Genomic DNA, 22759 nt, shown 5'->3' with positions numbered 1-22759 from the left:
GAAGCTCTATTCCTTCCACGCCCCGGAGGTGGAGTGCATCGGCAAGGGCAAAGCAGCCGCGCCTTACGAGTTCGGTGTCAAAGCCTCTATCGTCACCAACAACCGCCGTGCTCCCGGTGGCCTGTTCGTGCTGCACGCCAGGTCGCTGCCCGATAACCCGTACGACGGTCACACATTGCGGGACGTCATCGACCGCACCGAGACACTCACCGGCTGTGCGATCGAGCGGGCCTATGTCGACAAGGGATACCGCGGCCATGACACAAAGAACCCGCGCCGTGTCTTCATCTCTGGCCAGAAGCGCGGCGTCTTCGGTGTCATCAAGCGCGAGCTGCGCCGCCGCTCCGCCATCGAACCCATCATCGGACACCTGAAGACCGATGGCCACCTCGGCCGCTGCTACCTCAAAGGCCGCGCCGGCGATGCGGCCAACGTCATCCTCTCAGCCGTCGGCCACAACTTCCGCCGCATCCTCGCCTGGCTCAGAGAACTCTTGTGCCTGTTCCTGATCCAGCTCTGGCGCACGCCCGCCTGTCCGGCCCCGCTCAATTCGGCTTCTTAACGGACGACTAATTCCATCATGGCGTCGATCGCGCGTCTGGGAAGCGCGGATTGGCCCCCCTAAAGATATCAGGTCTGGGTGATTGGCTGATTGCGCCTGAGGGTACCGCGGATTGTCCCGAGATCGTCAGCTTCCGCGAATGGCTGCGTGCCCTGCCCGTCGGGAAGGCGCTCGCAAATCCCCGCCCTCGTCTGGTCGGCGTCAGACGATAGGCTCAACCGACAATCGATAGCCTCGCCGCGATGCCATTTCACATGTCGTTGGCGGATATCGATAGCACCAGACATCATAGGTTCTGGAGAGCCGAAACCGTCGACCGCCTCTGTCGCGTCAGGTCGAAACCGATTCCGTTCCACGCCTCGCGTGCCAACCAGATTTTCCCTCAACACGACTGCCGCCCATGCACTCCACAAGATAGTCCACGAATACTCGGACGCGAGCAGGCATGTTCGGCCCGCCGACGAAGACGGCGTGGAAGATCTCCTTGTCACCAGGATTGAACGGTTCGAGAAGGGCGCCCCTCCGCGATCGCGTCCCCGAGACTGAAATTGCCGACACGGGCGATGCCGACGCCGTCGAGCGCCAGCTGGCCCAGTGTCTCGCCACTGTTCGCCTCGATGGCGCCTCGCACCTTCAGGGCGAAGTCGACTCCGTCCCGGCGGAACAGCCAAACCGGCTCGGCCCGGCGAAAACTGAAATTCAGGCAATTGTGGTTGTAGAGCTCTTCCGGCGTTTCGGGCACGCCCCAGCGCGCCAGGTAGTCCGGCGAGGCGACGATGGTTCGGCCGTTCTCGCTGAGGCGCCGCGCCGTGAGCGCGCTGTCAGTCAGCGGACCGCCGCGAACCGCCACATCCGCCTGCCCCGCAGCGACGTCAACGATCCCGTCGCCAAGATTGATGTCGACCACGATGTTCGGATAGCGGCGCACGAACTCGCCAAGCAGAGGCACGATGCAAAGACGCCCGTGGGAGACCGCAGCGCTGACCCGGATGCGGCCGCGCGGCGAACCCTGGTCGGAGATCGCCTGCTCGGCTTCGTCGAGATCGGCGAGAATGCGGCGGGCCGCGCTGAGATAGGCGCGGCCTTCCGCGGTCGGCGTCAACGCGCGCGTCGTCCGCAACAGCAAGCGTACGCCGAGCCGCTGCTCGACCCGGTCCAGAGTGCGGCTCACGGCCGACGGCGTCAGTCCAAACGCGCGACCCGCAGCCGAGAAGCTGCCGCCGTCGATGACCGCGCAGAACACTTCCAGTTCCCGGGCACGGTCCGCGGTATCTGCTGCCACCTTTGCGCTCCAGTCAAAAATGCTTGGCCTGGGTAGTAGCTAATCCCAACGATCTTCCTCGTCTAGCTTTGCGTCTACGAAAAAGGCCAACACAGGAGATCGCCCATGAACGTCCCCGACCAGCTTCGCCGGTTTGCCCTCACCGGAGCCGCGCTCGCCATCCTGGCCGGCACCGCCGCCGCGTCAGCGGCCGACGGGCCCACGGATTTCCCGAATACCTTCCACACCGAAGAGGTCGCGACCAATGGCACCACCCTCCACGTCCGGGTCGGCGGGTCTGGACCGACGGTCGTGCTGCTGCATGGCTATGGCGAGACCGGAGACATGTGGGCGCCGCTCGCGACGAACCTTGCTCGCAATCACACGGTGATCGTGCCCGATCTGCGGGGCATGGGCCTTTCCGCCCGCGCCGAGGCCGGTTTCGAGAAGGTCAATCAGGCGGAAGACATCGTCGGCGTGATGAACACGCTGCAAGCGCCGCGCGCTGACATCGTGGCGCACGACATCGGCAACATGGTCGCGTTCGCTCTGGCCTCACGGCACGCCGGGCGGGTGACGAACCTGGTGCTGATGGATGCGCCGGTGCCGGGCGTCGGGCCGTGGGAAGAAATCCTAAAGAACCCGTTGCTGTGGCACTTCCGGTTCGGCGGGCCGGATATGGAGCGCCTGGTGGCCGGCCGCGAGCGGATCTATCTCGACCGGTTCTGGAACGACTTCTCGGCCAATCCGGCCAATTTCCCGGAGGCGTCCCGAGCCCACTACGCGCAGCTTTACGCCGCGCCGGGGCGCATGCACGCCGGCTTCCGCCAGTTCGCCGCCTTCGATCAGGACGCGATCGACAACCGCGCCTGGCTCTCGGCGCACGGCAAGCTGCTCATGCCGGTTCTCGCGGTCGGTGGCGCCGCATCCTTCGGCCCGGCAATGGCGGCGGTGATGCAGGCCGGCGCGATCGACGTGCAGGAGCGGGTCATCGCAGGCTCCGGTCACTGGCTGATGGAGGAGCAACCCGCGGCTACGTCGGCCGCGATCGAGGCCTTCCTCAACGAACGGCCCGTCGCCGCGGAGAATGGGCACCTGGGTCAGACCGCTCTGACGCTGGAGCAGACGCAGGCAATGCCGCAGTCCGGCGCAGGCGCCGGCACCTCCGGAGTGCCTGCTATCCGTACCGTGCTGCTCTCGGGCGACCCCGCCAAGGCCGGCCCGTATGTGCTCGAAATTCACGTGCCGCCGAACACCGCGATCGCACCGCACACCCACCGCGACGACCGCTTCGCCACGGTGATCTCCGGCACCTGGTACTTCGGTTACGGCAGCAAGGTTTCCGACGCGCCGGTCAAGCCATTGACGGCAGGCGGCCTCTACACCGAGCCCGGCGGCGTTGCGCACTTCGCCTTCACACGAGCCGAGGGTGCGGTCGTCCGTCTGACCGGGATCGGCCCCAGCGACACGGCTTTCATCCCCCCGCCCGCATCCCACTGACCTGCTCCAGAGCACTTCAGATCCAAAGGAAATTCCGATGACGTCCTTCTCCACCATCCGCGATCCCAAGACTGACCAGCTTTTGACCCCGCATAATGCGGCTTTGGTGATCATCGACTACCAACCGGTTCAGGTCAGCTCGATCCAATCGATGCCCAAGCGGACCCTCGTCGCCAACATCACCGCGGTGGCCAGGACCGCGAAGCTATTCGCCCTGCCGACGGTGATCGCTACCGTGAATGTCGCCACCGGTCGCAACCAACCCACCATCCACCAGATATCGGATGTTTTTCCGGATGTCGTGCCAATCGACCGGACCTCGATCAACGCGTGGGAGGACGCGGACTTCGTCGCCGCAGTCCGCAACACCGGCCGCAAGAAGCTGATCATGACGGCGCTCTGGACCGAGGTGTGCCTCGTGCACCCGGCGCTGGACGCGCTACAGGAGGGTTTCGAAGTCTATCCGGTGGTCGACGCGGTGGGTGGCACCTCCCGCGAGGCGCACGACGCCGGCCTGCTGCGCCTGGTCCAAGCCGGTGCCCAGCCCACCAGCTGGGTGCAGCTGATCTGCGAACTGCAGCGGGACTGGAACCGCGCGGCAACAGTGACCGGCTTTTCGGAGATCCTGTTCGCGGTCGAAGGCCACTGATCATGATCATGGAGACCGTCGACGCTGCGATGATCGAGCGGACCAACGCATCGCAGAAGCCGCCAGTCATCTTCATCCATGGCCTGTGGTCGAAGCCCAGCTCGTGGGACCGATGGGCCGAAATGTTCGAGGCCGCCGGCTATGCTCCGTTGGCGCCCGGGTGGCCGGCGGAGCTGGGCGGCGCCGCGGCACCGGAAACCATCGGCGAGGTCGCGGCGCATTTCGCCCGCATCGCGGGGGCGCTGGACCGCCGCCCGGCGCTGATCGGCCATTCGTTTGGCGGGCTGATCGCGCAGACCCTGGCCGGGCGCGGGCTTTCGGCCGCGACGGTGGCGATCGAACCGGCTCCGTTTCGCGGGGTGCTGGAGCTGCCCGTCTGGACCGAGGCTCCCGTCGACGCCGAGGCCGCCGGGCGTGGACCGCTGCTGACGATCTCCGGCGAGCGCGACCACACCCCGCCATCGGTCACCCGCGCCGCCTACGAACGGCAGAAGCGCAATAAGCACCCTGTTACCGAGTTCGTCCAACTTCCGCGACGCGACCGCTCGCTGCCCATAAACAGCGGCTGGCGGGAGGTGGCGCAGACGGCGCTGACATTCGTGAGACGCTTTCTATGCCTTCTATAGCGTTCAGTCGCTCGTGTTTGAGGGCAGCTCAACTGCAGCTTCTGGCCACGCAGCGGATGGCTCACCAACTTTTCCGCTTCGGTCGCCGCACTCCTTCCTAAAAATGTTCGCCCTCGGTCGACACCAACGCCGCCTGCCCCGCAATCTCATCCGCTCGCCAGCATCGCACCGCGTGCCCATCGGTCCGCGTTTCCAGCGCCGGCCCGGGCTCGCGCCGACACACCGCCTCGGCATACCGGCAGCGCGGGCTGAACGCGCATCCGTTCGGCGGATTGAGCGGATTGGGAAGATCGCCGCCTGTCGTCGCCAGCGGTGCGTGGCGCAGTGGATCGGGGATGGCGGCGATCAGGGCTTGGGTGTAGGGGTGCGCCGGCCGTTCGAAAATCTCGCGCCAGTGGCCGTTCTCGACGATGCGGCCGAGATACATCACGGCGACCTTGTCGCTCATGTGCTCGACGACGCCGAGGTCGTGGCTGATCATGATGTAGGAGAGACCGAGCGTTTCCTTCAATTCCAGCAGCAGATTGATGATCTGGGCGCGGATCGAGACATCGAGCGCCGAGACGGGCTCGTCGCAGATGACGATTTTGGGATTGAGGATCAGGGCGCGGGCGATGCCGATGCGCTGGCGCTGGCCGCCTGAGAATTCATGCGGGTAGCGGTCGGCCTGCTCCGGCCGCAGGCCTACATGCCGCAGCATCTTCGCGACGCGGTCCTCGATCTCGCTCTTGGCCGTGACGCCATGCACACGCAGGGGATCTTCCAGCGTGCGGCGAACGGTCTGGCGTGGATTGAGCGAGGCGTAGGGATCCTGAAACACGATCTGCACGATGCGGGCCAGCGCCTTGCGATCGCCGGATGGCCTGTTCGTCACGTCCTGTCCGTCCAGCACGATGCGGCCGCGCGTCGGCGTCACGAGACCAAGGATCGACAATGCGACTGTCGACTTGCCGGAGCCGGACTCGCCGACGAGGCCGAGGCATTCGCCGCGCTTCAGGGTGAGATCGACGCCGTCGACGGCACGGAGCAGCCGACGGCCTCGCCCCAGCAGGCCGCCGCCGAGCGGAAAATGGACCGCGAGATCCCTGACGCTGAGAATGACATCGTCGTCCGGCCGCGTCTCACCCAACCTGTCTTGCGGCTCATGCATGGTGATGACACCTGACCAGACCGCCGGCCTCCAGCAAATCCGCACCCGGCGCGGTGGTCCGGCAAATATCGGTCGCCTGTGCGCAGCGCGGATTGAACCGGCAGCCGTCGGGGAAATTGGTGATGGCCGGGACGACGCCCGCGATCTCCGTCAGCCGGGTGCGGCCAAGCGCGGCGCGACTGCCGAGCCGCGGCAGCGAGGCAACCAGGCCCCGCGTATAGGGGTGCGAGGGTGCCCGGAAAATATCGGCCGAGCCGCGCTCCTCGACGATGCGGCCGGCATACATCACAGCCACGCGGCGACAGACATTGGCAACCAGCCCCAGATCGTGGCTGATCATCAGGATTGCGGTTCCCCGCTCGGCGCACAGATTCCGCATCAGCTCAATGATTTCGGCTTGCACGGTGACGTCGAGTGCGGTTGTCGGCTCGTCGGCGATCAGGAGATCCGGACCGCAGGCGAGCGCGATGGCGATCATCACGCGCTGACGCATGCCGCCGGACAGCTGGTGCGGGTAATCGTTCACGCGCCGCTCCGGCGCGGGAACGCGGACGCTCGCAAGCGCCTCGACCGCGAGTCTGTCGGCTTCCCGCCAGCTCTTGCCCTTGTGCAGCACGAACATCTCGGCGATCTGTCGGCCCACCGGCGAGACCGGGTTCAGCGCCGTCATCGGCTCCTGGAAGATCATGGCGATGCGATTGCCGCGCAGATCCCGTTGCCGGCCGGCTGAAAGGTGCTGGATCTCGCGCCCCTCGAACCGGATGACGCCGCCGCCGATCGACAAAGGCTGCCGCAACAGACCAATCAAGGCGAGCGCGGTGATGCTCTTGCCGCAGCCGGATTCGCCGACGAGGCCGAAGGTCTCGCCGCGATCGATGCGGAATGAAATACCCTCGGCCGCCGCAACGCGCTGCGTTCCATCGTCGAGATCGATACGCAGATCCTCGACTTCGATCAGCGGCGCGCCGGTCATGTGCGCCGGCTCCGCGATTGTGGATCGAGAATGTCGCGCAGGCCGTCGCCGAGCAGATTGAGGCCGAGCACCGTCAGGAAGATGGCAAGGCCGGGAAACACCGAGAGCCACGGCGCCGTCGTGATCTGATCGCGGGCATCCGACAACATGCTGCCCCAGCTCGGGAACGGCGGGCGGACGCCGAGGCCGAGGAACGACAATGCGGCTTCCGACAAGACCGCGCTGCCCATGCCGAGCGTGCCGATGACGACGATCGGCCCCAACATGTTCGGCAGCAGCTGGGTGATCATGATGCGCAGATCGCCGTAGCCGAGCACGGTCGCGGCCTGCACATAGCCCTGGCTCCTCAGCGACAGCGCCGAGGCCCGCGCGATCCGGCACGTGAAGGACCAGTTGGTCAAGCCGAGTGCGATCAGAAGGCTGGTCAGGCCGGGGCCAAGCACCGCCATGATGGCCAGCGCGAAGATCAGCGAGGGAATCGCGAGCATGAGATTGGTCAGGCCGTTGACGACATCGTCCCACCAGCCGCCCCAATAGCCGGCGCTCAGGCCCAGCGCCACGCCGATGACGCTGTTGATGAGCTGCGAGACGATGCCGACCGTCAGCGAAACGCGCGCGCCATAGACGACGCGGGAATAGATGTCGCGGCCCTGGTCGTCGGTGCCGAACCACCAGGTCCAGCTCGGAGGCTCTTCCGCGTTGAGCAGATTGGCGTCCAGGACGGGATCGGTATGCGCCAGCCAGGGCGCGAGCAGGCCGACCAGGATCGCAAGCGCGAACAGCGCGCCACCGATGATGAGATTGGCGCGGAGCTTCATGCGTATCTGATCCTGGGATCGATCACGCCATAGAGCACGTCGATCAGCAGATTGATGGCGAGAAAGGACAGCACCACGACGAGAATGGAGCCCTGCACGGCCGGAATGTCGCGCTGCAGGACACTGTCGACCAGCAGCGAGCCGATGCCCGGCCAGGAATACAATTTCTCGACCACGACCGCCTGCCCCATCAGCCCGCCGAACTGCAGGCCGACGGTGGTGAGAATGATGACAAGCGCGTTGCGCATCACATGCCACTTCACGACCCGGGTCTCGCTCATGCCCTTGGAGCGCGCGGTGCGAACGAAATCCGCGGTCATGATCTCGAGCACGGCGGCGCGTGTCGTCCGGGCGAACAGCGCCATCGGCGAGACGCCGAGCGTCACGGCAGGCAGGATCAGATATTTCAGACCGCCATCGCCATAGCCGAAACTCGGCAGCCAGCCGAGCTTCAACGCAAACAAATACATCAGCACCAGTCCGAGCCAAAATTTGGCGATCGAAAGTCCTGACACCGCCACGACCATGGCCAGCGTGTCGACGATGCCCCCCGGCTTCAGCGCGGCGATGAAACCCAGGGGTACCCCTATCACGACAGAAAACACCATGGCGGTGAAGATGAGCTGGAGCGTCGGCCATATCCGTTTGGCGATCATGAACGTCACAGGCTCGCGCGTGCGGAACGACGTTCCGAAATCACCGGTCGCAAGCTTGGCGATGTAGGTGCCGAAGCGGATATAGACGGGATCGTCGAGGCCGAGCTGCTTCTTCATGCGCAGCTCGACCTGCGGATCGGCATCGTCGCTCATGGACGAGACGATGCTGCCGGGAACGACGCTGAACAGCACGAACACCAGAGCCACCACCGCGAGCACGGTCGGAATGGTCTGCAGCAGGCGGCGGAACAGGAAGGAGAGCATCGGCAGTTTTCCTCTCTCCCTCCGTCGTTCATCTCGACGGAGGGAGCGCGAGAGCGTGTGTCACTTCGCGGGCGAGCTCTCGTCGACCCAGAGGTCTTCGACGTTCTGATGGGTGAGTTCCGTCGCGTTCAGCTGAATTCCCTTGAGCCACGGCTGCACCGCCATGACCGCCTTGTTGTAGTTGAAGAACCAGACCGGCGCCTCCTCGTAGAGGAGCGCGTTGGCCTTTTGCAGCAGCTGGGTACGCTTTGCAGCGTCATCGGACTGTCCGGCCTCGTCGATCAGCTTGTCGAACTCGGGATTCTTGAAGTTCATGTAGTTGCAGGCTGATTGCGGCGTCGCCGAGTGGAAGCATTTGAGGGCGGCCTGGGGATCTGGTCCGGTCGCCTGCGAGTAGATGAAGGCCTGGTAGTCGCCGCTGCGAACCACCTCCGCCAGCACCGCGGTCTCGACCTGCTTGACCTTGGCCTTGATGCCCACCCGGTCCAGCATCGGGATCACGGCCGAGACGATCGGCAGACCCCAGCTCTCGTTCTGGCTGGTGGTCCATTCGAATTCGAAGCCCGTGGGATAGCCGGCGTCAGCGAGCAGCTGCTTGGCCTTGGCGGGATCGAAGGCATAGGGCTTCATGGCCTTGTCGTAGGCGGGAGAGGTCAGCGGCAGCCAGCTGGTGGCCCGGTAGGCCTTGCCCTTGACCAGCTTGTTGATGATCAGGTCAGTGTCGATCGCGTAGTTGATCGCCTGCCGGACCCGCTTGTCGGCGAACGGCTTGAACGCGGGATTCATCCCCATGTAGCGGGTGAAGACCTCGGCGACTTCGACGACGGTGCCCTTGAGGTCGGCGTCGTTCTGATAGGCGACATATTGCGCCGGTCCCAGCACCGAGGTGTCGATCTCCTTGTTGCGGAAGGCGACATCGCGTGCCGCGGCCTCGCCCATGACCGACACGATGATCTTGTCGGCGTAGGGCTTGCCGGCCTTGTAGAACCGGTCCCACCGCTCCAGAACGATGCGCGATCCCGGCACGTGCTCGACGAACTTGAACGGCCCAAGACCGATCGGCTTCTGGAGAAAGCTGTCCTTGGCGGCTTCGTCGGCGGGATAGATCGACGTGATCGCGTTCCAGAAGTAGAAACCCGGATCGACTTTCTCGGTCAGCTTCATCTCGATTGTAAAGTCGTCGATTTTCTTCAGGCCGGAGATCTCCTTGGCCTGCCCCTTCTCGACCGCCGCCGCGCCCTCGATCACGCGGACATAACGCGCGCCGGGATAAGCCTTGGTGCCGTCCATGATGCGGTTGTAGGTCCAGATGACGTCGTCGGCCGTCATCTTGCGGCCGTTGTGGAAATAGGCGTCGTCGCGCAGCTTGAAGGTGTGAACGAGACCGCCGCCCGAGATCACATCTTCCTTGGCAAGCTCCAGAACCGGCTTGCCTTCCGCGGAATTCCAGATGTAGAGCGACCGGTGCAACGCCTTGGCGTAGATCTCGTCCTGGGCGCGCTGCGTGGTAAGAATGTCCAGGCTGGTGAAACTCGAGCCATAAGGCGCGGTCATGCGGATGGTTCCGCCCTTGCGCGGCGTCTGGGCCTCCGCCGAGGCGACGAGCGCCAGTCCCAAACCCGCGACGATCGCCACTATCCTGAACATCATGGTCCCTCCGACAACGCAAGCCGTGCTCTGGTCCGAGAGTTGATCATCCGCGGCACGTCGAGCGCAAGCGCCTTGAAGGGGTTGACGTATGCGCGGGTCGCGCCGATTTGCGAGGACGCCCGCTAGAACTCCGGCTGCCAGTCGCGCAATTTTCGCGCTGCGGCGGTGACGTCCGCGATGGTCGGAAACGCCCCCGTCTCCAGCATCATCGTCCTTGCCAGCCGCACGGCGCGTGCTTCGCTGATCGCGCGCCGGCGCGGATCCTCGATCAGCTCGAAATCGATATTGTGGGCGAGACCGAAGATGCGGCGGATGGTTTTTGCCGCGGCGAAGCCGACCGTGTCCGCAAACAGCCGCTGCATGTAGGCCTGCCGCTCGGCCTCCAGTCGTGCCGCGCCTGTCTCGCCGGCGAAGAGCGAGGCGGGATAGGCATCGCCTGCGGCGCCGGCGCGCCAGAGCTCGAGGAACTTGCGCGCGAACGCGTTCCAGACGTTCTCGACCGTCTCCAGCACCCAGGCCTCGAACGCACGCCGCTCGCCCGGCGAGCGCTCGTGACCGGCGGAGGCAAAATAAGCCATCAGGAGGTTCGCCAGCACCGCGCCGACGTCGAAACCCATCGGGCCGTAGAATGCGAATTCGGGGTCGATCACCCGCGTCTCGCCGTCCGTGACCATGATCGAGCCGGTGTGCAGGTCGCCGTGGAGCAGCGCCTCGGGGCTGGCCATGAACTTCAGCTTCAGCCGGGAGATCGCGACATGCAGGTCCATGTCCTCGCGGAGCTCTGCGGCGAGCGCATCGAGATAGGGCGCGGTCCAGCGGTTCTGCTCGGCGATGCGGTAGGGATCGGTGAAGATCAGATCCTCAGTGATCTTGCACAGTGCATGGTTGCCGGCGAAGGCTGCGATGGCTTGCTTCTTTTCGGCCGCCGACAGCGCGAGGTCGGAGGTGAAGAACAAGGTCCGCGCCATGAAGGTGGTGATGTCATCGACAAAGCGCGGGTACTGAGTCCCCGCAACCATCCCCTTGCGCATGATGATGTGGGGCTCGAGCAGCTCCATCACTGTCAGCGCCAAGGCCTCGTTGTGATGCAGCAGCGCCGGCACGAGGCCGGGCGCGAGCTCGGCCTGCCGCGACAAAGCGAGATATTCGTAATGAGCCCGGGACAGCGGCAGTGGCCAGCTTTCGCCGACGAGGCGGACATAGGGCAGCGCCTGCTTGACGGCGACGCCGCCGCGGCCGCCCTTGACGATGAAGACGAGATTGAGATTGCCGTCGCCGACTTCGGTGATCGACCAGGAGGCCGGCTCGCCACCGAGGGTCCCTGCGAGGTCCGGAACGCCTGCGAGATAATCCCGCAAGTCAGCCTCATGCAGAATCCGATAATCCCCTGCCCCGTCTCCGGTCATGACGATCCCATCCCATCTAGGGGCCGGATCGTTACTCCCGCTCCAGGAAGCTCGAGCCGATCTCGGCCTTTCTTTTGATCGGATCGTAATCACAATAGACGCTGTCCGCCACCAGCGTGTAGCTGGCGCTGACGGTGTATTTGTCTGTTTTGACCGAGTTCAGGCCGATCACCGCGGTGCTCTTGCCGCCGTTCCATTTGAACGGCGTCGAGCTCTTGGCCTGCTCGCAGGCGATCACGGCCTCGTTGAAAACGTAGCCCTCGACAAACGCCTTCAGGGTGCGCACCTGCACGGCCATCTTCCACTCGAAATAGCCGATGGCACCGAGGCCGGCGACGATCAGCACCAGAAGCGCGACGACGATCCTCTGAAAAGTCATTGGTCCCCCAACAAAGCCAACCACGAAATCCTAAAACGGCATGCCCATCAATTTCGACAGGCGTTCGATCGAGAGATAACCGGCGTGATAGGCGACCATGGCGATCCCGTAGATGATCGCCGAGATGATAGTGGTCCAGATCAGCTTGCTCCTCATCCGCGTCAGGATCGGCGCGCCGGGGTCGCTGCCCGGCACTCCGACGCCGTCCTCGTGCTGGCTGCGCACGCCGAACGGCAGCGTCAGGAACAGCGCGATCCACCAGATGACGAAGTAGATCGCGATTGCCGTTGAGATCTGGATGGCCATGGCTTCGGCCTATGCCTGCTCGATTTCGACCAGCGCGCCGGAAAAGTCCTTCGGGTGCAGGAACAGCACCGGCTTGCCATGGGCGCCGATCTTCGGCACGCCGTCGCCGAGCACTCTTGCGCCCTCCTTCACCAGCGTGTCGCGCGAGGCGATGATGTCGACCACCTCATAGCAGACGTGGTGGATGCCGCCGTCGGCGTTGCGGTCGAGGAACTTTGCGATCGGCGAGGCCTCGCCAAGCGGCTCGATGAACTCGATCTTGGTGTTGGGCAACGTCGCGAACACGGTGGTGACGCCATGCTCGGGCAGCGCGACGGCCTCCGAAATCTGGGCCCCGAATGCGGCGCCATAGATTTTGGCGGCCTTGACGGCGTCCTTGGTCGCGATCGCGACATGATTGAGCCGGCCCAGCATGTTTCTCTCCCGTTACACTGTCAGCACATGTACCAGACAGGGGGGCTTCTTACCCCAATGTTCGTTGATCACCGAACGGACAGCGCGTCGCACAGATTCAGCCAGCGCATCCGCGTCGCGACGGCGCGCCTTCGGCAGACCTTCGATGGTGGAGACCACGGCGTCGAAGACGATGTCGTCGAAGGGCTCGCCCGCTTTGTTCTTCTCGGGGATGCCGATCAGATCGACCTCGGGATCGTCGACGAGTTCACCTTGCTGCGTCATGGCAATGGCGACGAAGGCGCAGCCGGAGAAGGCCATGCGGCGCCGCTCCACCACGGCGCGGGACTTGGAGTCCTCCAGAATCGTGCCGTCCTTGTAGAGACGGCCCGCAGGCACCTGCCCAATGATGCCGGGATCGCCGGGGCCGAGCTTGACGAGGTCGCCGTTGCGGCAGACCAGCACGCGCGGCACGCCGGCGGCACGCGCGAGCTTGGCGTGCTCGTTCAGGTGCAGGGCCTCGCCGTGGACCGGGATCAGGAGCTGCGGCCTGGTCCAGGCGATCATGTCGCGCAATTCGTCGCGGCGGGGATGGCCGGAGACATGGACCAGCTGGTCGCGGTCGGTGATGACCTCCACGCCCTGCAAGACCAGGCCATTGATGATCGCGCCGACCGCCTTCTCGTTGCCGGGAATGGTGCGCGAGGAGAAGATCACGCTGTCGCCGCGGTTGAGCGTGATCTCGGGATGGTCGTCATTGGCGATCCGCGCCAGCGCGGCACGGGGCTCGCCCTGGCTGCCGGTGCAAAGCGCCAGCACCTTGTCCTGCGGCAGATGACCGTAGACCTCGGCGGAGCGGAAACTCTGCACGCCGTCGAGATAGCCGGTCTCGCGGGCGACCTGCACCACGCGTTCCATGGCGCGGCCGACCACGACGACCTCACGGTCGGCGGCCTTCGCAGCGATGGCGACGGCCTTCAGACGCGCGACGTTGGAGGCAAAGGTCGTGACTGCGACGCGGCCCTTGGCGGCCTTGACGAGCTCGGTGATGGACCTGGCAACCTCGGCTTCCGAGGGTGAGCGGCCGTCGCGCACGGCGTTCGTGGAATCGCCGATCAGGGCGAGCAGGCCCGCATCGCCGAGCTCCCGCAGCCGCTTTTCGTCGGTCGGGCGGCCGATGATCGGGGTCGGATCGATCTTCCAGTCGCCGGTGTGCAGCACCGTCCCGACGTCGGTGTGAATCGCCAACGCATGCGACTCCGGAATCGAATGCGCGACCGGAATGAACTCGACGTTGAACGGGCCGATATCGACGCGCCCGCCCGACGGCACCACCGTCACCGGGATCTTCGGCGCATTGCGCTCGGCGGCACACTTGGCCTCGAACAGCGCGGCGCTGAACTGCGTCGCGTAGATCGGGCATTTCAGCTTCGGCCACAGGTCGATGATGGCGCCGAAATGGTCCTCATGGGCGTGGGTCAGCACCAGCCCCATCAGGTTCTTGCGTTCCTTCTCCAGGAAGCTGACGTCGGGCATGATCAGGTCGATGCCCGGCAGATGCTCCTCGTCGCCGAAGGAGACGCCGAGATCGATCGCCAGCCAGGCCCGCTGCTGGCGGTTGCCGAGGCCGTAGATCGACAAATTCATGCCGATCTCGCCGACGCCGCCGAGCGGTGCAAATACCAGTTCTTCAGGCTTCGCCATCACGCAGCTCCCACGGAGGCGGCCGTGCCGAAGAACACCTCGCCCGCGGCCACCGGCACGCGCCGGCCCTCCGCAGTGCGGACGATCAGGCAGCCGGTGTCGTCGATCGTGTCAAAAATGCCTTCCAGCGTCATCACTCCCGTGTGGATCGCGACCCGCTCGCCGAGGCCGGCGGCGCGCTCCAGCCACAATTTGCGAATTTCGGCAAAGCCGCGGCCATTGTCCCAGATACCGCGGAACTCCACCCAGGCATCGGAGAGCGCCGAGAACAGCTCTTCAGCGCTGATCTGGACGCCGAGCGCGGCCAGTGACACCGCCGGTGTGGGCGTGCCCTCGGGCGCGGCGACGACATTGGTGCCGATGCCGACGACGATGGCAAGGCGGTCGCCGATGGCTTCGGCCTCCAGGCCGATGCCGACCAGCTTCTTGCCGCTGGCCAGCACGTCGTTCGGCCATTTCAGGGTGTAGCGGGGACGGCCCTCGCCAAGGCGCAGTGCCGCCTCCAGGCTGACCTTCTCCAGGGCGGCCTCCTCGGCCAGCCCGGCCGCAAAGCCGATCGTCGCGGCGACGGAAGGGGCGACGTCGAGGACTTCGAGGACGCTGGCGGCAAGGTTGCCCTTTGGCGCGATCCAGGCGCGCTGGCGGCGGCCACGGCCGGCGGTCTGCTCCGACGTCACGAACCACATCGGGCCACGTTCGCCGCGCCTCGCGTGCTCGATCGCCTCGGTATTGGTCGAGCCGGTCCGTTCGAAAGCTGCGAGCTTGTAGCCCGCCGACGCCGCACGAGGACCGAGCGCGAATGCCATCCTAGAACAGCGACTTGGCCGCGGCGGAGGCGACGCTCACCACCGGGCCCGCGAACAGGGCGAAGAGGATGTTGAACAGACCCGCAACCGCCAGCACCGTCTTGACTTCGACGCGCACCGGATCGACCTGCCCGGCCGGCTCGTCGAAATACATCGTCTTGACGATGCTGAGATAGTAGTAGGCGCCGACCACGCTGGTCAGCACGCCGATAACGGCGAGCGTGAACAAATTCGCCTTGATGGCGGCGACGAAGACGTACCATTTGGCGAAGAAGCCGGCCAGCGGCGGGATGCCGGCGAGCGAGAACAGCAGCATCGCGAACATGAAGGCGAGCAGCGGATTGGTCCGCGAGAGACCCGCGAAATCGCTGATCTGCTCGACCGGCTGGCCGTTGCGCTTCATCGCCAGGATGATGGCGAAGGAGCCCAGCGTCATCGCGACATAGATCACGATGTACATCAGCACGCCCTGCGCGCCCTCGACCGTGCCTGCGGCGAGGCCGACCAGGGCAAAGCCCATATGGCCGATCGAGGAATAGGCCATCAGGCGCTTGATGTTGCTCTGCCCGATCGCGGCGAACGAACCCAGCGCCATCGAGGCGATCGACACGAACACCAGGATCTGCTGCCACTGCGAGACGATCCCCGGGAATGCGGTCAGCGTGACGCGCGTGAAGACCGCGAGCGCGGCCACTTTCGGGGCCGAGGCGAAGAAGGCGGTGACCGGGGTCGGTGCGCCCTCGTAGACGTCGGGTGTCCACATGTGGAACGGCACGGCCGAGACCTTGAAGCAAAGGCCGGCGAGCAGGAAGACCAGGCCGAACACCAGGCCGACATTCGAGATCGTCGCGGCCGCCGCGATGCCGGTGAAGGCGACGGTGCCGGTGAAGCCGTAAATCAGCGAGGAGCCGTAGAGCAGCATGCCCGACGAAAGCGCGCCGAGCACGAAATACTTCAGGCCGGCTTCGGTCGACTTGGCGTTGTCACGGTTCGAGGCCGCCACAACGTAGAGCGCCAGCGACATCAATTCGAGGCCGAGATAGAGCGAGATCAGATCGCCGGCCGAGATCAGCACCATCATGCCGAGCGTCGAGAGCAGCACCAGGATCGCGTATTCGAAGATGCGGCGCGACGGATCCGACAGGAACTCGGTCGACAGCACCAGCGTCACGGCCGAGCCGATCAGAGCCAGGATTTTCATGAAGCGGGCAAAATCATCGACGATGAAGCTACCGCCGAAGGTCACGTGCTTGCCCGCGGGCAGCATGTATTCGAGCACGCCGACCACGATCAGGAGCAGCACCGCAAGCGTCGTGACCGTCTTGGTGGTCTCCTGCCCGCGATAGGCGCCGAGCATCAGGAGTGCCATGGCTCCGACCGCGAGCACGAGCTCGGGCAGCACCGGCGCCAGTTGATAACCTGCAGTCTCAAAGCTCATGGCGATATCCTGACCTGCCCGCTCACTGGAGCAGTGCGGCGGCCTTCACGGCCGTCACAGCGGTGTTGTAATTGTTGACGAGTTGCTGGACCGAGGCCGCCGACATGTCGAGCACCGGCTTCGGATAGATGCCGAACAGGATCGTCAGCGCGATCAGCGGGAACAGCGTCAGGCCCTCCCGGAAGGTGAGATCCTTCATGCTCATCAGCGACGGCTTGACCAGCGCCCCGAAGACGACCTTGCGGTAGAGCCACAGCGCGTAGCAGGCCGACAGGATCACGCCGAAGGTGGCGAAGAACGCGGTCGGGATCGAGACCTTGAAGGTGCCGAGCAGCGTCATGAATTCGCCGACGAAGCCGGAGGTGCCGGGCAGACCGACATTGGCCATGGTGAAGACCATGAAGGTCAGCGCGTAGAGCGGCATCCGGTTGACGAGGCCGCCATAGGCCGCGATGTCGCGGGTGTGCATGCGGTCGTAGACGATGCCGACGCAGAGGAACAGCGCGCCGGAGACGATGCCGTGCGAGATCATCTGGAACACGCCGCCGGCGACGCCCTGCATGGTACCGGCAAAGATACCCATGGTGACGAAGCCCATATGCGCCACCGAGGAGTACGCGATCAGCTTCTTCATGTCCTCCTGCATCAGCGCCACCAGCGAGGTGTAGATGATGGCGATGGTCGAGAGCGTGAACATCAGCGGCGCGAAGTCGTGCGAGGCCAGCGGGAACATCGGCAGCGAGAAACGCAGGAAGCCGTAGCCGCCCATCTTCAGCATGATCGCCGCCAGGACCACCGAGCCTGCGGTCGGCGCCTCGACGTGGGCGTCGGGGAGCCAGGTGTGCACCGGCCACATCGGCATCTTCACCGCGAACGAGGCGAAGAAAGCAAGCCACGCCCAGGTCTGCAGCGAGCGCGGCACGGCGGTGTGCATCAGGGTCGGGATATCGGTGGTGCCGCCGTTCCAGTACAGCGCCATGATGGCGAGCAGCATCAGGACCGAGCCGAGCAGCGTGTAGAGGAAGAACTTGAAGGACGCATAGACCCGGCGCGGACCGCCCCAGACGCCGATGATCAGGAACATCGGGATCAGGCCGCCTTCGAAGAACAGGTAGAACAGCACGAGATCGAGCGCCGAGAAGGTGCCGACCATTAGCGTTTCTAGGATCAGGAACGCCATCATGTATTCGCGGACGCGGTTGGTGATCGCCTTCCAGCTCGCGATGATGCAGAACGGCATGATGGCGGTGGTCAGGATCACCAGCGGCAGCGAAATGCCGTCCACGCCCATGTGGTAGGTGATGCCGGTGGCGAGCCAGTTCGCCTTCTCGACGAACTGAAAGTCGGCGCTCGACGCGTCGAAGCGCATGACCAGGATCACCGACACGGCGAAGGTGATCAGTGTGGTCCACAGCGCGATCCAGCGCGAGTTGCGCCGCGCCGCCTCGTCATCGCCGCGGCTGAGATAGACGATCAGCGCGCCGACCAGCGGCAGGAACGTCGTGACGGATAGAATTGGCCAGGTCGTCATTTACTGGCCTCCAAAGCCGAACATGAACCAGGTGATCAGGCCGGCGGCACCGATCAGCATGGCGAACGCGTAATGGTAGAGATAGCCGGTCTGGATCTTCACGACGTTGCGGGTGACGTCCAGCACGCGGGCCGAGACACCATCGGGGCCGAGGCCGTCGATGATGAAGCCGTCGCCCTTCTTCCAGAGCTGGTAGCCGATCCACTTCGCCGGACGGACGAAGATGATGTCGTAGAGCTCGTCGAAGTACCATTTGTTGAGCAGGAACTTGTACAGCATCGGCTGCGTGTTCGCGAGCTCGACCGGCAGATAAGGCCGGCGGATGTAGAACAGGTACGACACCAGGAAGCCCAGCACCATCATCACCGTCGGCAGGAAGGCGATGGTCTCGGGGATGTGGTGCATCTCCTCGATGATGTGCGGGTTCATCTTCACGGATTCGCGGAAGAACTCCTCGATGCCGTGACCGGCGAACAGCTCCTTGAACGGGAAGCCGGCCAGGATGGAGCCGACCGCGAGCACACCGATCGGAATCAGCATCCAGATCGGCGCTTCATGCGCAGCCTCGTAGTGATGCTCGTCATGCGGCTCGCCGTGGAAGGTCTTGAAGATCAGGCGCCACGAGTAGAACGAGGTCAAGCCGGCCGCGATGACCGTCATCAGGAAGCCGTACATCGCGAATGGATTATGCGAGGCGTAGGCAGACTCGATGATCGCGTCCTTGGAGAAATAGCCGGCGGTCAGCGGGAAGCCGGTGAGCGCGAGTGTGCCGACCACCATCACCGCGTAAGTGTAGGGGATCTTGCGCCACAGGCCGCCCATGTTGCGGATGTCCTGCTCGTGGTGCATCGCGTAAATCACCGAGCCGGAGCCCAAGAACAACAGCGCCTTGAAGAAGGCGTGCGTGAACAAATGGAACATGCCGACCGAATAGGCCCCTGCTCCCATCGCCACGAACATGTAACCGAGCTGCGAACAGGTCGAGTAAGCGACGATGCGCTTGATGTCGTTCTGGACGAGGCCGATGGTCGCCGCGAAGAACGCCGTGGTGGCGCCGAAGAACATCACGACGGCCTGCGCGTTCGGCGCGAGCTCGAATAGCGGCGACAGGCGCGCCACCATGAAGACGCCGGCGGTGACCATGGTCGCGGCGTGGATCAGCGCCGACACCGGGGTCGGGCCTTCCATCGCGTCCGGCAACCAGGTGTGCAGCAGGAACTGCGCCGATTTGCCCATCGCGCCCATGAACAGCAGCAGGCAGGTCAGGGTCAGTGCGTCGGCATGCCAGCCGAGGAAGTCGATGGTCTTGCCGGTCAGGCCGGGCGCAGCATGGAAGATGGTCTCGAAATCGGTCGAGCCGGCCAGCAGGAAGATCGCGAAAATGCCGAGCGCAAAGCCAAAGTCGCCGACGCGGTTGACCACGAAGGCCTTGATGGCGGCAGCGTTCGCCGACGGCTTCTGGTACCAGAAACCGATCAAGAGGTAGCTCGCCAGACCCACGCCTTCCCAGCCGAAGAACAGCTGCACGAGGTTGTCCGCGGTCACCAGCATCAGCATGGCGAAGGTGAACAGCGAGAGATAACCGAAGAAGCGCGGCCGGTTCGGGTCCTCGTCCATGTAGCCGATGGAATAGAGGTGCACGAGCGAGGACACGGTGGTCACCACCACCAGCATCACGGCGGTGAGCGTGTCGACCCGCAGCGTCCAGTAGACCTGGAGATCGCCGGAGAGGATCCACGGCAGCAGCGGAATGCGCATGTCATGGTGCATGAAGCCGACATCGACCAGCGTCATCCAGGACAGCGCCGCCGACACGAACAGCAATGCCGTGGTGATCAGCTCGGCGCCGCGCGAGCCCGCCGCGGGCGGCTCGGAGACGTGGTGGTCATCGTGGCCGTCGCCGGGCTCGTGATGTGTCTCGTGGATGACCGACGCATCCTCATTGATCGTGTCGGACGCATGGGCGTGTGCGCCATGGCCGTGATCATCGTGATGCTCGACCGTGTCGCCCGAGGGGTTGCGGGCATGCGCGCCGAAAAGCGCGATCAAGCCGGCCAGAATGGCGCCCAGCAGAGGCAGGAAGACGATTGCCTGGACCATGATTTAATCTTTCCGCATGATCTGGTCGGAAAACCGGTATCCACTTTTCCGGATCATGCGATCAGCCCTTCATCAGATTGACGTCCTCAACCGCGATCGAGCCGCGGTTGCGGAAATAGACCACCAGGATGGCGAGACCGATCGCGGCTTCAGCGGCCGCGACGGTGAGCACCAGGAGCGCGAACACCTGCCCGACGATGTCGCCGAGGAAGGTCGAGAACGCCACGAGGTTGACGTTGACCGCGAGCAGGATCAGCTCGATCGACATCAGGATGACGATGATGTTCTTGCGATTCAGGAAGATGCCGAGGATCCCGAGCGTGAACAGGATCGCGCCGACCGCAAGATAGTGTCCGAGCCCGATCGTCATTTCACCCACTCCGCCGCGTCAGAATCCTGGAGCCCCTGCCCCGGCGTCACCTTGCGTATCGCCATCGCTATTTCGGGCGTGCGCGCGTTCTGAACGTTGATGTCCTGCCGCTTGACGCTCGCCTTGTGCCGCAGCGTCAGCACGATGGCGCCGATCATCGCGACCAGCAGCACCATGCCCGAGAGCTGGAAGTAGTGGATGTACTTGGTATAGAGCACCAGGCCCAGCGCCTCGGTATTGGAGACGTTGGTCGGGATCGCCGCCGTGATCGTCTTGGCGACGCCGGGGTTGATGACCCAGAAGCCGACCGTGAGCAGCAGCTCGAACAGGAAGATGCCGCCGATCACGAGGCCGACCGGCAGGTATTCGATGAAGCCCTCGCGCAGCTCGAGGAAGTCGACGTCGAGCATCATGATCACGAACAGGAACAGCACCGCGACCGCGCCGACATAGACGACGATCAGGATCATCGCGAGGAATTCGGCGCCCATCAACACGAACAGGCCGGAGGCGTTGACGAAGGCCAGGATCAGGTACAGCACGGAGTGCACGGGATTGCGCGAGACAATCACCATCACCGCCGAGGCGACGCAGACGCCGGCGAACAGATAGAAGAACAGCGCGGGAAGGATCATGCTCTCATCTCACCGGTACGGCGCGTCGAGTTCGATCGCTTTCGCGATCTCGCGTTCCCAGCGGTCGCCATTGGCGAGCAGCTTGGCCTTGTCATAGAACAGTTCCTCGCGGGTCTCGGTCGCGAACTCGAAGTTCGGACCTTCGACGATGGCATCGACCGGACAGGCTTCCTGGCAGAGGCCGCAATAGATGCACTTCACCATGTCGATGTCGTAGCGCACGGTCCGGCGGGTGCCGTCGTTGCGGCGCGGACCGGCCTCGATGGTGATGGCCTGGGCCGGGCAAACCGCTTCGCACAGCTTGCAGGCGATGCAGCGCTCTTCACCGTTCGGATAGCGCCGCAGCGCATGCTCGCCGCGGAAGCGTGGCGAGATCGGCCCCTTCTCGAAGGGATAGTTCAGCGTCGGCTTCGGCTGGAAGAAATAGCGCATGGCGAGGAAGAACGCCGAGACGAATTCCGACAGCAGAAGCGAGCGTGCAGTGGCGTTGATGTTGATACCCATGACGGCCCTCACTTCGGCGCGATGCCGGCAAAGTGCAGCACACCTGCCACCACGATCACCATCGCCAGCGACAGCGGCAGGAAGACTTTCCAGCCGAGACGCATCAGTTGATCGTAGCGGTAGCGCGGCACGATCGCCTTGGCCATCGCGAACAGGAAGAACATGAAGAACAGCTTTAGCGAGAACCAGATGATGCCCGGCACCCAGTTGAAGGGCGGCAGGTCCACCGGCGGCAGCCAGCCTCCGAGGAACAGGATCGTCGCCATCGCACACATCGTGGCAATCGCGACATACTCGCCGAGCATGAACAGAAGATACGGCGTCGAGCCGTACTCGACCATGAAGCCGGCGACGAGCTCGGATTCCGCTTCGACGAGGTCGAACGGCGGACGGTTGGTTTCAGCCAGCGCCGAGACGTAGAAGATCACGAACATCGGGAACAGCGGCCAGACGTACCAGTTCAGGATGGTGAGCTGCGGCAGCCCGATCAGGCTGGCGAGGCCGCGGACATGCTGCGCCTCGACCACGGCCGAGAGGTTCAGCGTGCCGGCGCAGAGCAGCACCGTGATGATGACGAAGCCGATCGAGACCTCGTAGGAGACCATCTGCGCCGCCGAGCGCAGCGCCGCGAGGAACGGATATTTCGAGTTCGACGACCAGCCGGCCATGATGATGCCGTAGATCGACAGCGACGAGATCGCGAAGATGAAGAGAACGCCGACATTGATGTCGGAGATCACCCAGCCGAGATTGGTCGGGATCACCGCCCAGGCCGCGAGCGCGAGCACGCATGAGACCAAGGGGGCAAGGAGAAACACGCCCTTGTTGGCGCCGGACGGGATGATCGGCTCCTTCAGCACGAACTTCAGGAGGTCGGCGAAGGATTGCAGCAGGCCCCAGGGACCGACCACGTTCGGGCCGCGGCGGATCTGCACCGCCGCCCAAATCTTGCGGTCGGCGAGCAGGATGTAGGCGATCGCCACCAGCAGGACGACCAGCACCAGGACGCTCTCCGCGATCATGATGATCAGCGGCCAGAGAAACCCGGTCCAGAATGCGCTTTCGAAGAATTCCATCG

The 22759-nt window shown here is 64.4% G+C and carries 20 protein-coding genes and 4 pseudogenes; 5 read left to right on the top strand and 19 right to left on the bottom strand.

The genetic code is table 11. The features are described 5' to 3' along the window. A pseudogene (locus tag BRA1253DRAFT_RS39785) lies at window positions 1–562 on the top strand (IS5/IS1182 family transposase); the annotation flags it as partial. A gap of 68 nt (window positions 563–630) precedes the next feature. Further along, window positions 631–774 (top strand): annotated as a pseudogene (locus tag BRA1253DRAFT_RS45760) (LysR family transcriptional regulator); the annotation flags it as partial. A gap of 118 nt (window positions 775–892) precedes the next feature. Here BRA1253DRAFT_RS45760 and BRA1253DRAFT_RS39775 read toward each other — a convergent pair. Then, a pseudogene (locus BRA1253DRAFT_RS39775) lies at window positions 893–1844 on the bottom strand (LysR family transcriptional regulator). A 105-nt stretch (window positions 1845–1949) separates the two neighbouring features. Between BRA1253DRAFT_RS39775 and BRA1253DRAFT_RS39770 the strand changes: the two are divergent. The 3 genes and pseudogenes from BRA1253DRAFT_RS39770 to BRA1253DRAFT_RS39760 all read left to right on the top strand — a co-directional run. Continuing rightward, window positions 1950–2888 (top strand): annotated as a pseudogene (locus tag BRA1253DRAFT_RS39770) (alpha/beta fold hydrolase); the annotation flags it as partial. 472 nt (window positions 2889–3360) lie between these two features. Next, complete coding sequence (locus BRA1253DRAFT_RS39765; protein WP_007603584.1) at window positions 3361–3972, top strand: hydrolase; 612 nt, start codon at window positions 3361–3363, stop codon at window positions 3970–3972. Window positions 3973–3974: 2 nt separating this feature from the next. Further along, complete coding sequence (locus BRA1253DRAFT_RS39760; RefSeq protein ID WP_007603583.1) at window positions 3975–4598, top strand: alpha/beta hydrolase; 624 nt, start codon at window positions 3975–3977, stop codon at window positions 4596–4598. A gap of 97 nt (window positions 4599–4695) precedes the next feature. On the opposite strand, the gene BRA1253DRAFT_RS39755 is transcribed toward BRA1253DRAFT_RS39760, so the two are convergent. The 18 genes from BRA1253DRAFT_RS39755 to nuoH form a co-directional block, all read right to left on the bottom strand. After that, window positions 4696–5748, bottom strand: a complete 1053-nt coding sequence (locus BRA1253DRAFT_RS39755) for an ABC transporter ATP-binding protein (RefSeq protein WP_007603582.1) — start codon at window positions 5746–5748, stop codon at window positions 4696–4698. Further along, complete coding sequence (locus BRA1253DRAFT_RS39750) at window positions 5741–6721, bottom strand: ABC transporter ATP-binding protein (RefSeq protein ID WP_007603581.1); 981 nt, start codon at window positions 6719–6721, stop codon at window positions 5741–5743. Before BRA1253DRAFT_RS39750 ends, BRA1253DRAFT_RS39755 begins: the two co-directional genes overlap by 8 nt. Then, window positions 6718–7539: an ABC transporter permease gene (locus tag BRA1253DRAFT_RS39745; RefSeq protein WP_007603580.1), complete on the bottom strand. Its 822-nt coding sequence runs from the start codon at window positions 7537–7539 to the stop codon at window positions 6718–6720. Before BRA1253DRAFT_RS39745 ends, BRA1253DRAFT_RS39750 begins: the two co-directional genes overlap by 4 nt. Beyond that, window positions 7536–8459: an ABC transporter permease gene (locus BRA1253DRAFT_RS39740; protein ID WP_007603579.1), complete on the bottom strand. Its 924-nt coding sequence runs from the start codon at window positions 8457–8459 to the stop codon at window positions 7536–7538. Before BRA1253DRAFT_RS39740 ends, BRA1253DRAFT_RS39745 begins: the two co-directional genes overlap by 4 nt. A gap of 60 nt (window positions 8460–8519) precedes the next feature. After that, window positions 8520–10109 carry an ABC transporter substrate-binding protein gene (locus BRA1253DRAFT_RS39735; protein ID WP_088941256.1) on the bottom strand — a complete coding sequence of 530 codons (1590 nt, stop codon included), beginning with the start codon at window positions 10107–10109 and terminating at the stop codon, window positions 8520–8522. Window positions 10110–10231: 122 nt separating this feature from the next. Beyond that, window positions 10232–11515 carry an S-methyl-5-thioribose kinase gene (gene mtnK / locus BRA1253DRAFT_RS39730; RefSeq protein ID WP_007603577.1) on the bottom strand — a complete coding sequence of 428 codons (1284 nt, stop codon included), beginning with the start codon at window positions 11513–11515 and terminating at the stop codon, window positions 10232–10234. Window positions 11516–11546: 31 nt separating this feature from the next. After that, on the bottom strand, window positions 11547–11894 hold the full coding sequence (locus tag BRA1253DRAFT_RS39725) for a hypothetical protein (protein WP_007603574.1): 348 nt from the start codon (window positions 11892–11894) through the stop codon (window positions 11547–11549). Window positions 11895–11924: 30 nt separating this feature from the next. Beyond that, window positions 11925–12200, bottom strand: a complete 276-nt coding sequence (locus tag BRA1253DRAFT_RS39720; RefSeq protein ID WP_007603573.1) for a DUF1467 family protein — start codon at window positions 12198–12200, stop codon at window positions 11925–11927. 9 nt (window positions 12201–12209) lie between these two features. After that, window positions 12210–12614, bottom strand: a complete 405-nt coding sequence (gene mce / locus BRA1253DRAFT_RS39715) for a methylmalonyl-CoA epimerase (protein ID WP_007603572.1) — start codon at window positions 12612–12614, stop codon at window positions 12210–12212. A 12-nt stretch (window positions 12615–12626) separates the two neighbouring features. After that, entirely contained in the window at window positions 12627–14297 is a 1671-nt protein-coding gene (locus tag BRA1253DRAFT_RS39710; RefSeq protein ID WP_007603564.1) for a ribonuclease J, read from the bottom strand. Beyond that, the gene (locus BRA1253DRAFT_RS39705) at window positions 14297–15103 is read right to left on the bottom strand and encodes a biotin--[acetyl-CoA-carboxylase] ligase (RefSeq protein ID WP_007603563.1); all 807 of its coding nucleotides are present in this window, start codon (window positions 15101–15103) and stop codon (window positions 14297–14299) included. The genes BRA1253DRAFT_RS39710 and BRA1253DRAFT_RS39705 overlap by 1 nt, the downstream gene beginning before the upstream one ends. 1 nt (window position 15104) lies before the next feature. Further along, window positions 15105–16541 (bottom strand): NADH-quinone oxidoreductase subunit NuoN, encoded by a 1437-nt coding sequence (nuoN, locus tag BRA1253DRAFT_RS39700; RefSeq protein WP_007603562.1) that lies wholly within the window; start codon window positions 16539–16541, stop codon window positions 15105–15107. Between the two features lie 22 nt (window positions 16542–16563). Then, a complete protein-coding gene (locus BRA1253DRAFT_RS39695) occupies window positions 16564–18072 on the bottom strand; it encodes an NADH-quinone oxidoreductase subunit M (protein ID WP_007603561.1) in 1509 nt (502 codons plus the stop codon). Continuing rightward, window positions 18073–20172: an NADH-quinone oxidoreductase subunit L gene (gene nuoL / locus BRA1253DRAFT_RS39690; RefSeq protein WP_007603560.1), complete on the bottom strand. Its 2100-nt coding sequence runs from the start codon at window positions 20170–20172 to the stop codon at window positions 18073–18075. 61 nt (window positions 20173–20233) lie between these two features. Continuing rightward, on the bottom strand, window positions 20234–20542 hold the full coding sequence (nuoK, locus tag BRA1253DRAFT_RS39685; RefSeq protein WP_007603558.1) for an NADH-quinone oxidoreductase subunit NuoK: 309 nt from the start codon (window positions 20540–20542) through the stop codon (window positions 20234–20236). Next, window positions 20539–21177, bottom strand: coding sequence for an NADH-quinone oxidoreductase subunit J (locus BRA1253DRAFT_RS39680; protein WP_007603557.1), 639 nt, complete (start codon window positions 21175–21177; stop codon window positions 20539–20541). The genes nuoK and BRA1253DRAFT_RS39680 overlap by 4 nt, the downstream gene beginning before the upstream one ends. Before the next feature lie 9 nt (window positions 21178–21186). Beyond that, window positions 21187–21675, bottom strand: coding sequence for an NADH-quinone oxidoreductase subunit NuoI (gene nuoI / locus BRA1253DRAFT_RS39675; protein ID WP_026232873.1), 489 nt, complete (start codon window positions 21673–21675; stop codon window positions 21187–21189). 14 nt (window positions 21676–21689) lie between these two features. Then, entirely contained in the window at window positions 21690–22757 is a 1068-nt protein-coding gene (gene nuoH, locus BRA1253DRAFT_RS39670) for an NADH-quinone oxidoreductase subunit NuoH (RefSeq protein ID WP_007603555.1), read from the bottom strand. Between the last annotated feature and the right edge of the window lie 2 nt (window positions 22758–22759).

The organism is Bradyrhizobium sp. WSM1253, assembly GCF_000244935.1.
GTDB lineage: Bacteria > Pseudomonadota > Alphaproteobacteria > Rhizobiales > Xanthobacteraceae > Bradyrhizobium > Bradyrhizobium canariense.
The sequence above is the reverse complement of the archived record's forward strand: the minus strand, read 5'-3'. Positions and strand labels throughout refer to the sequence as shown.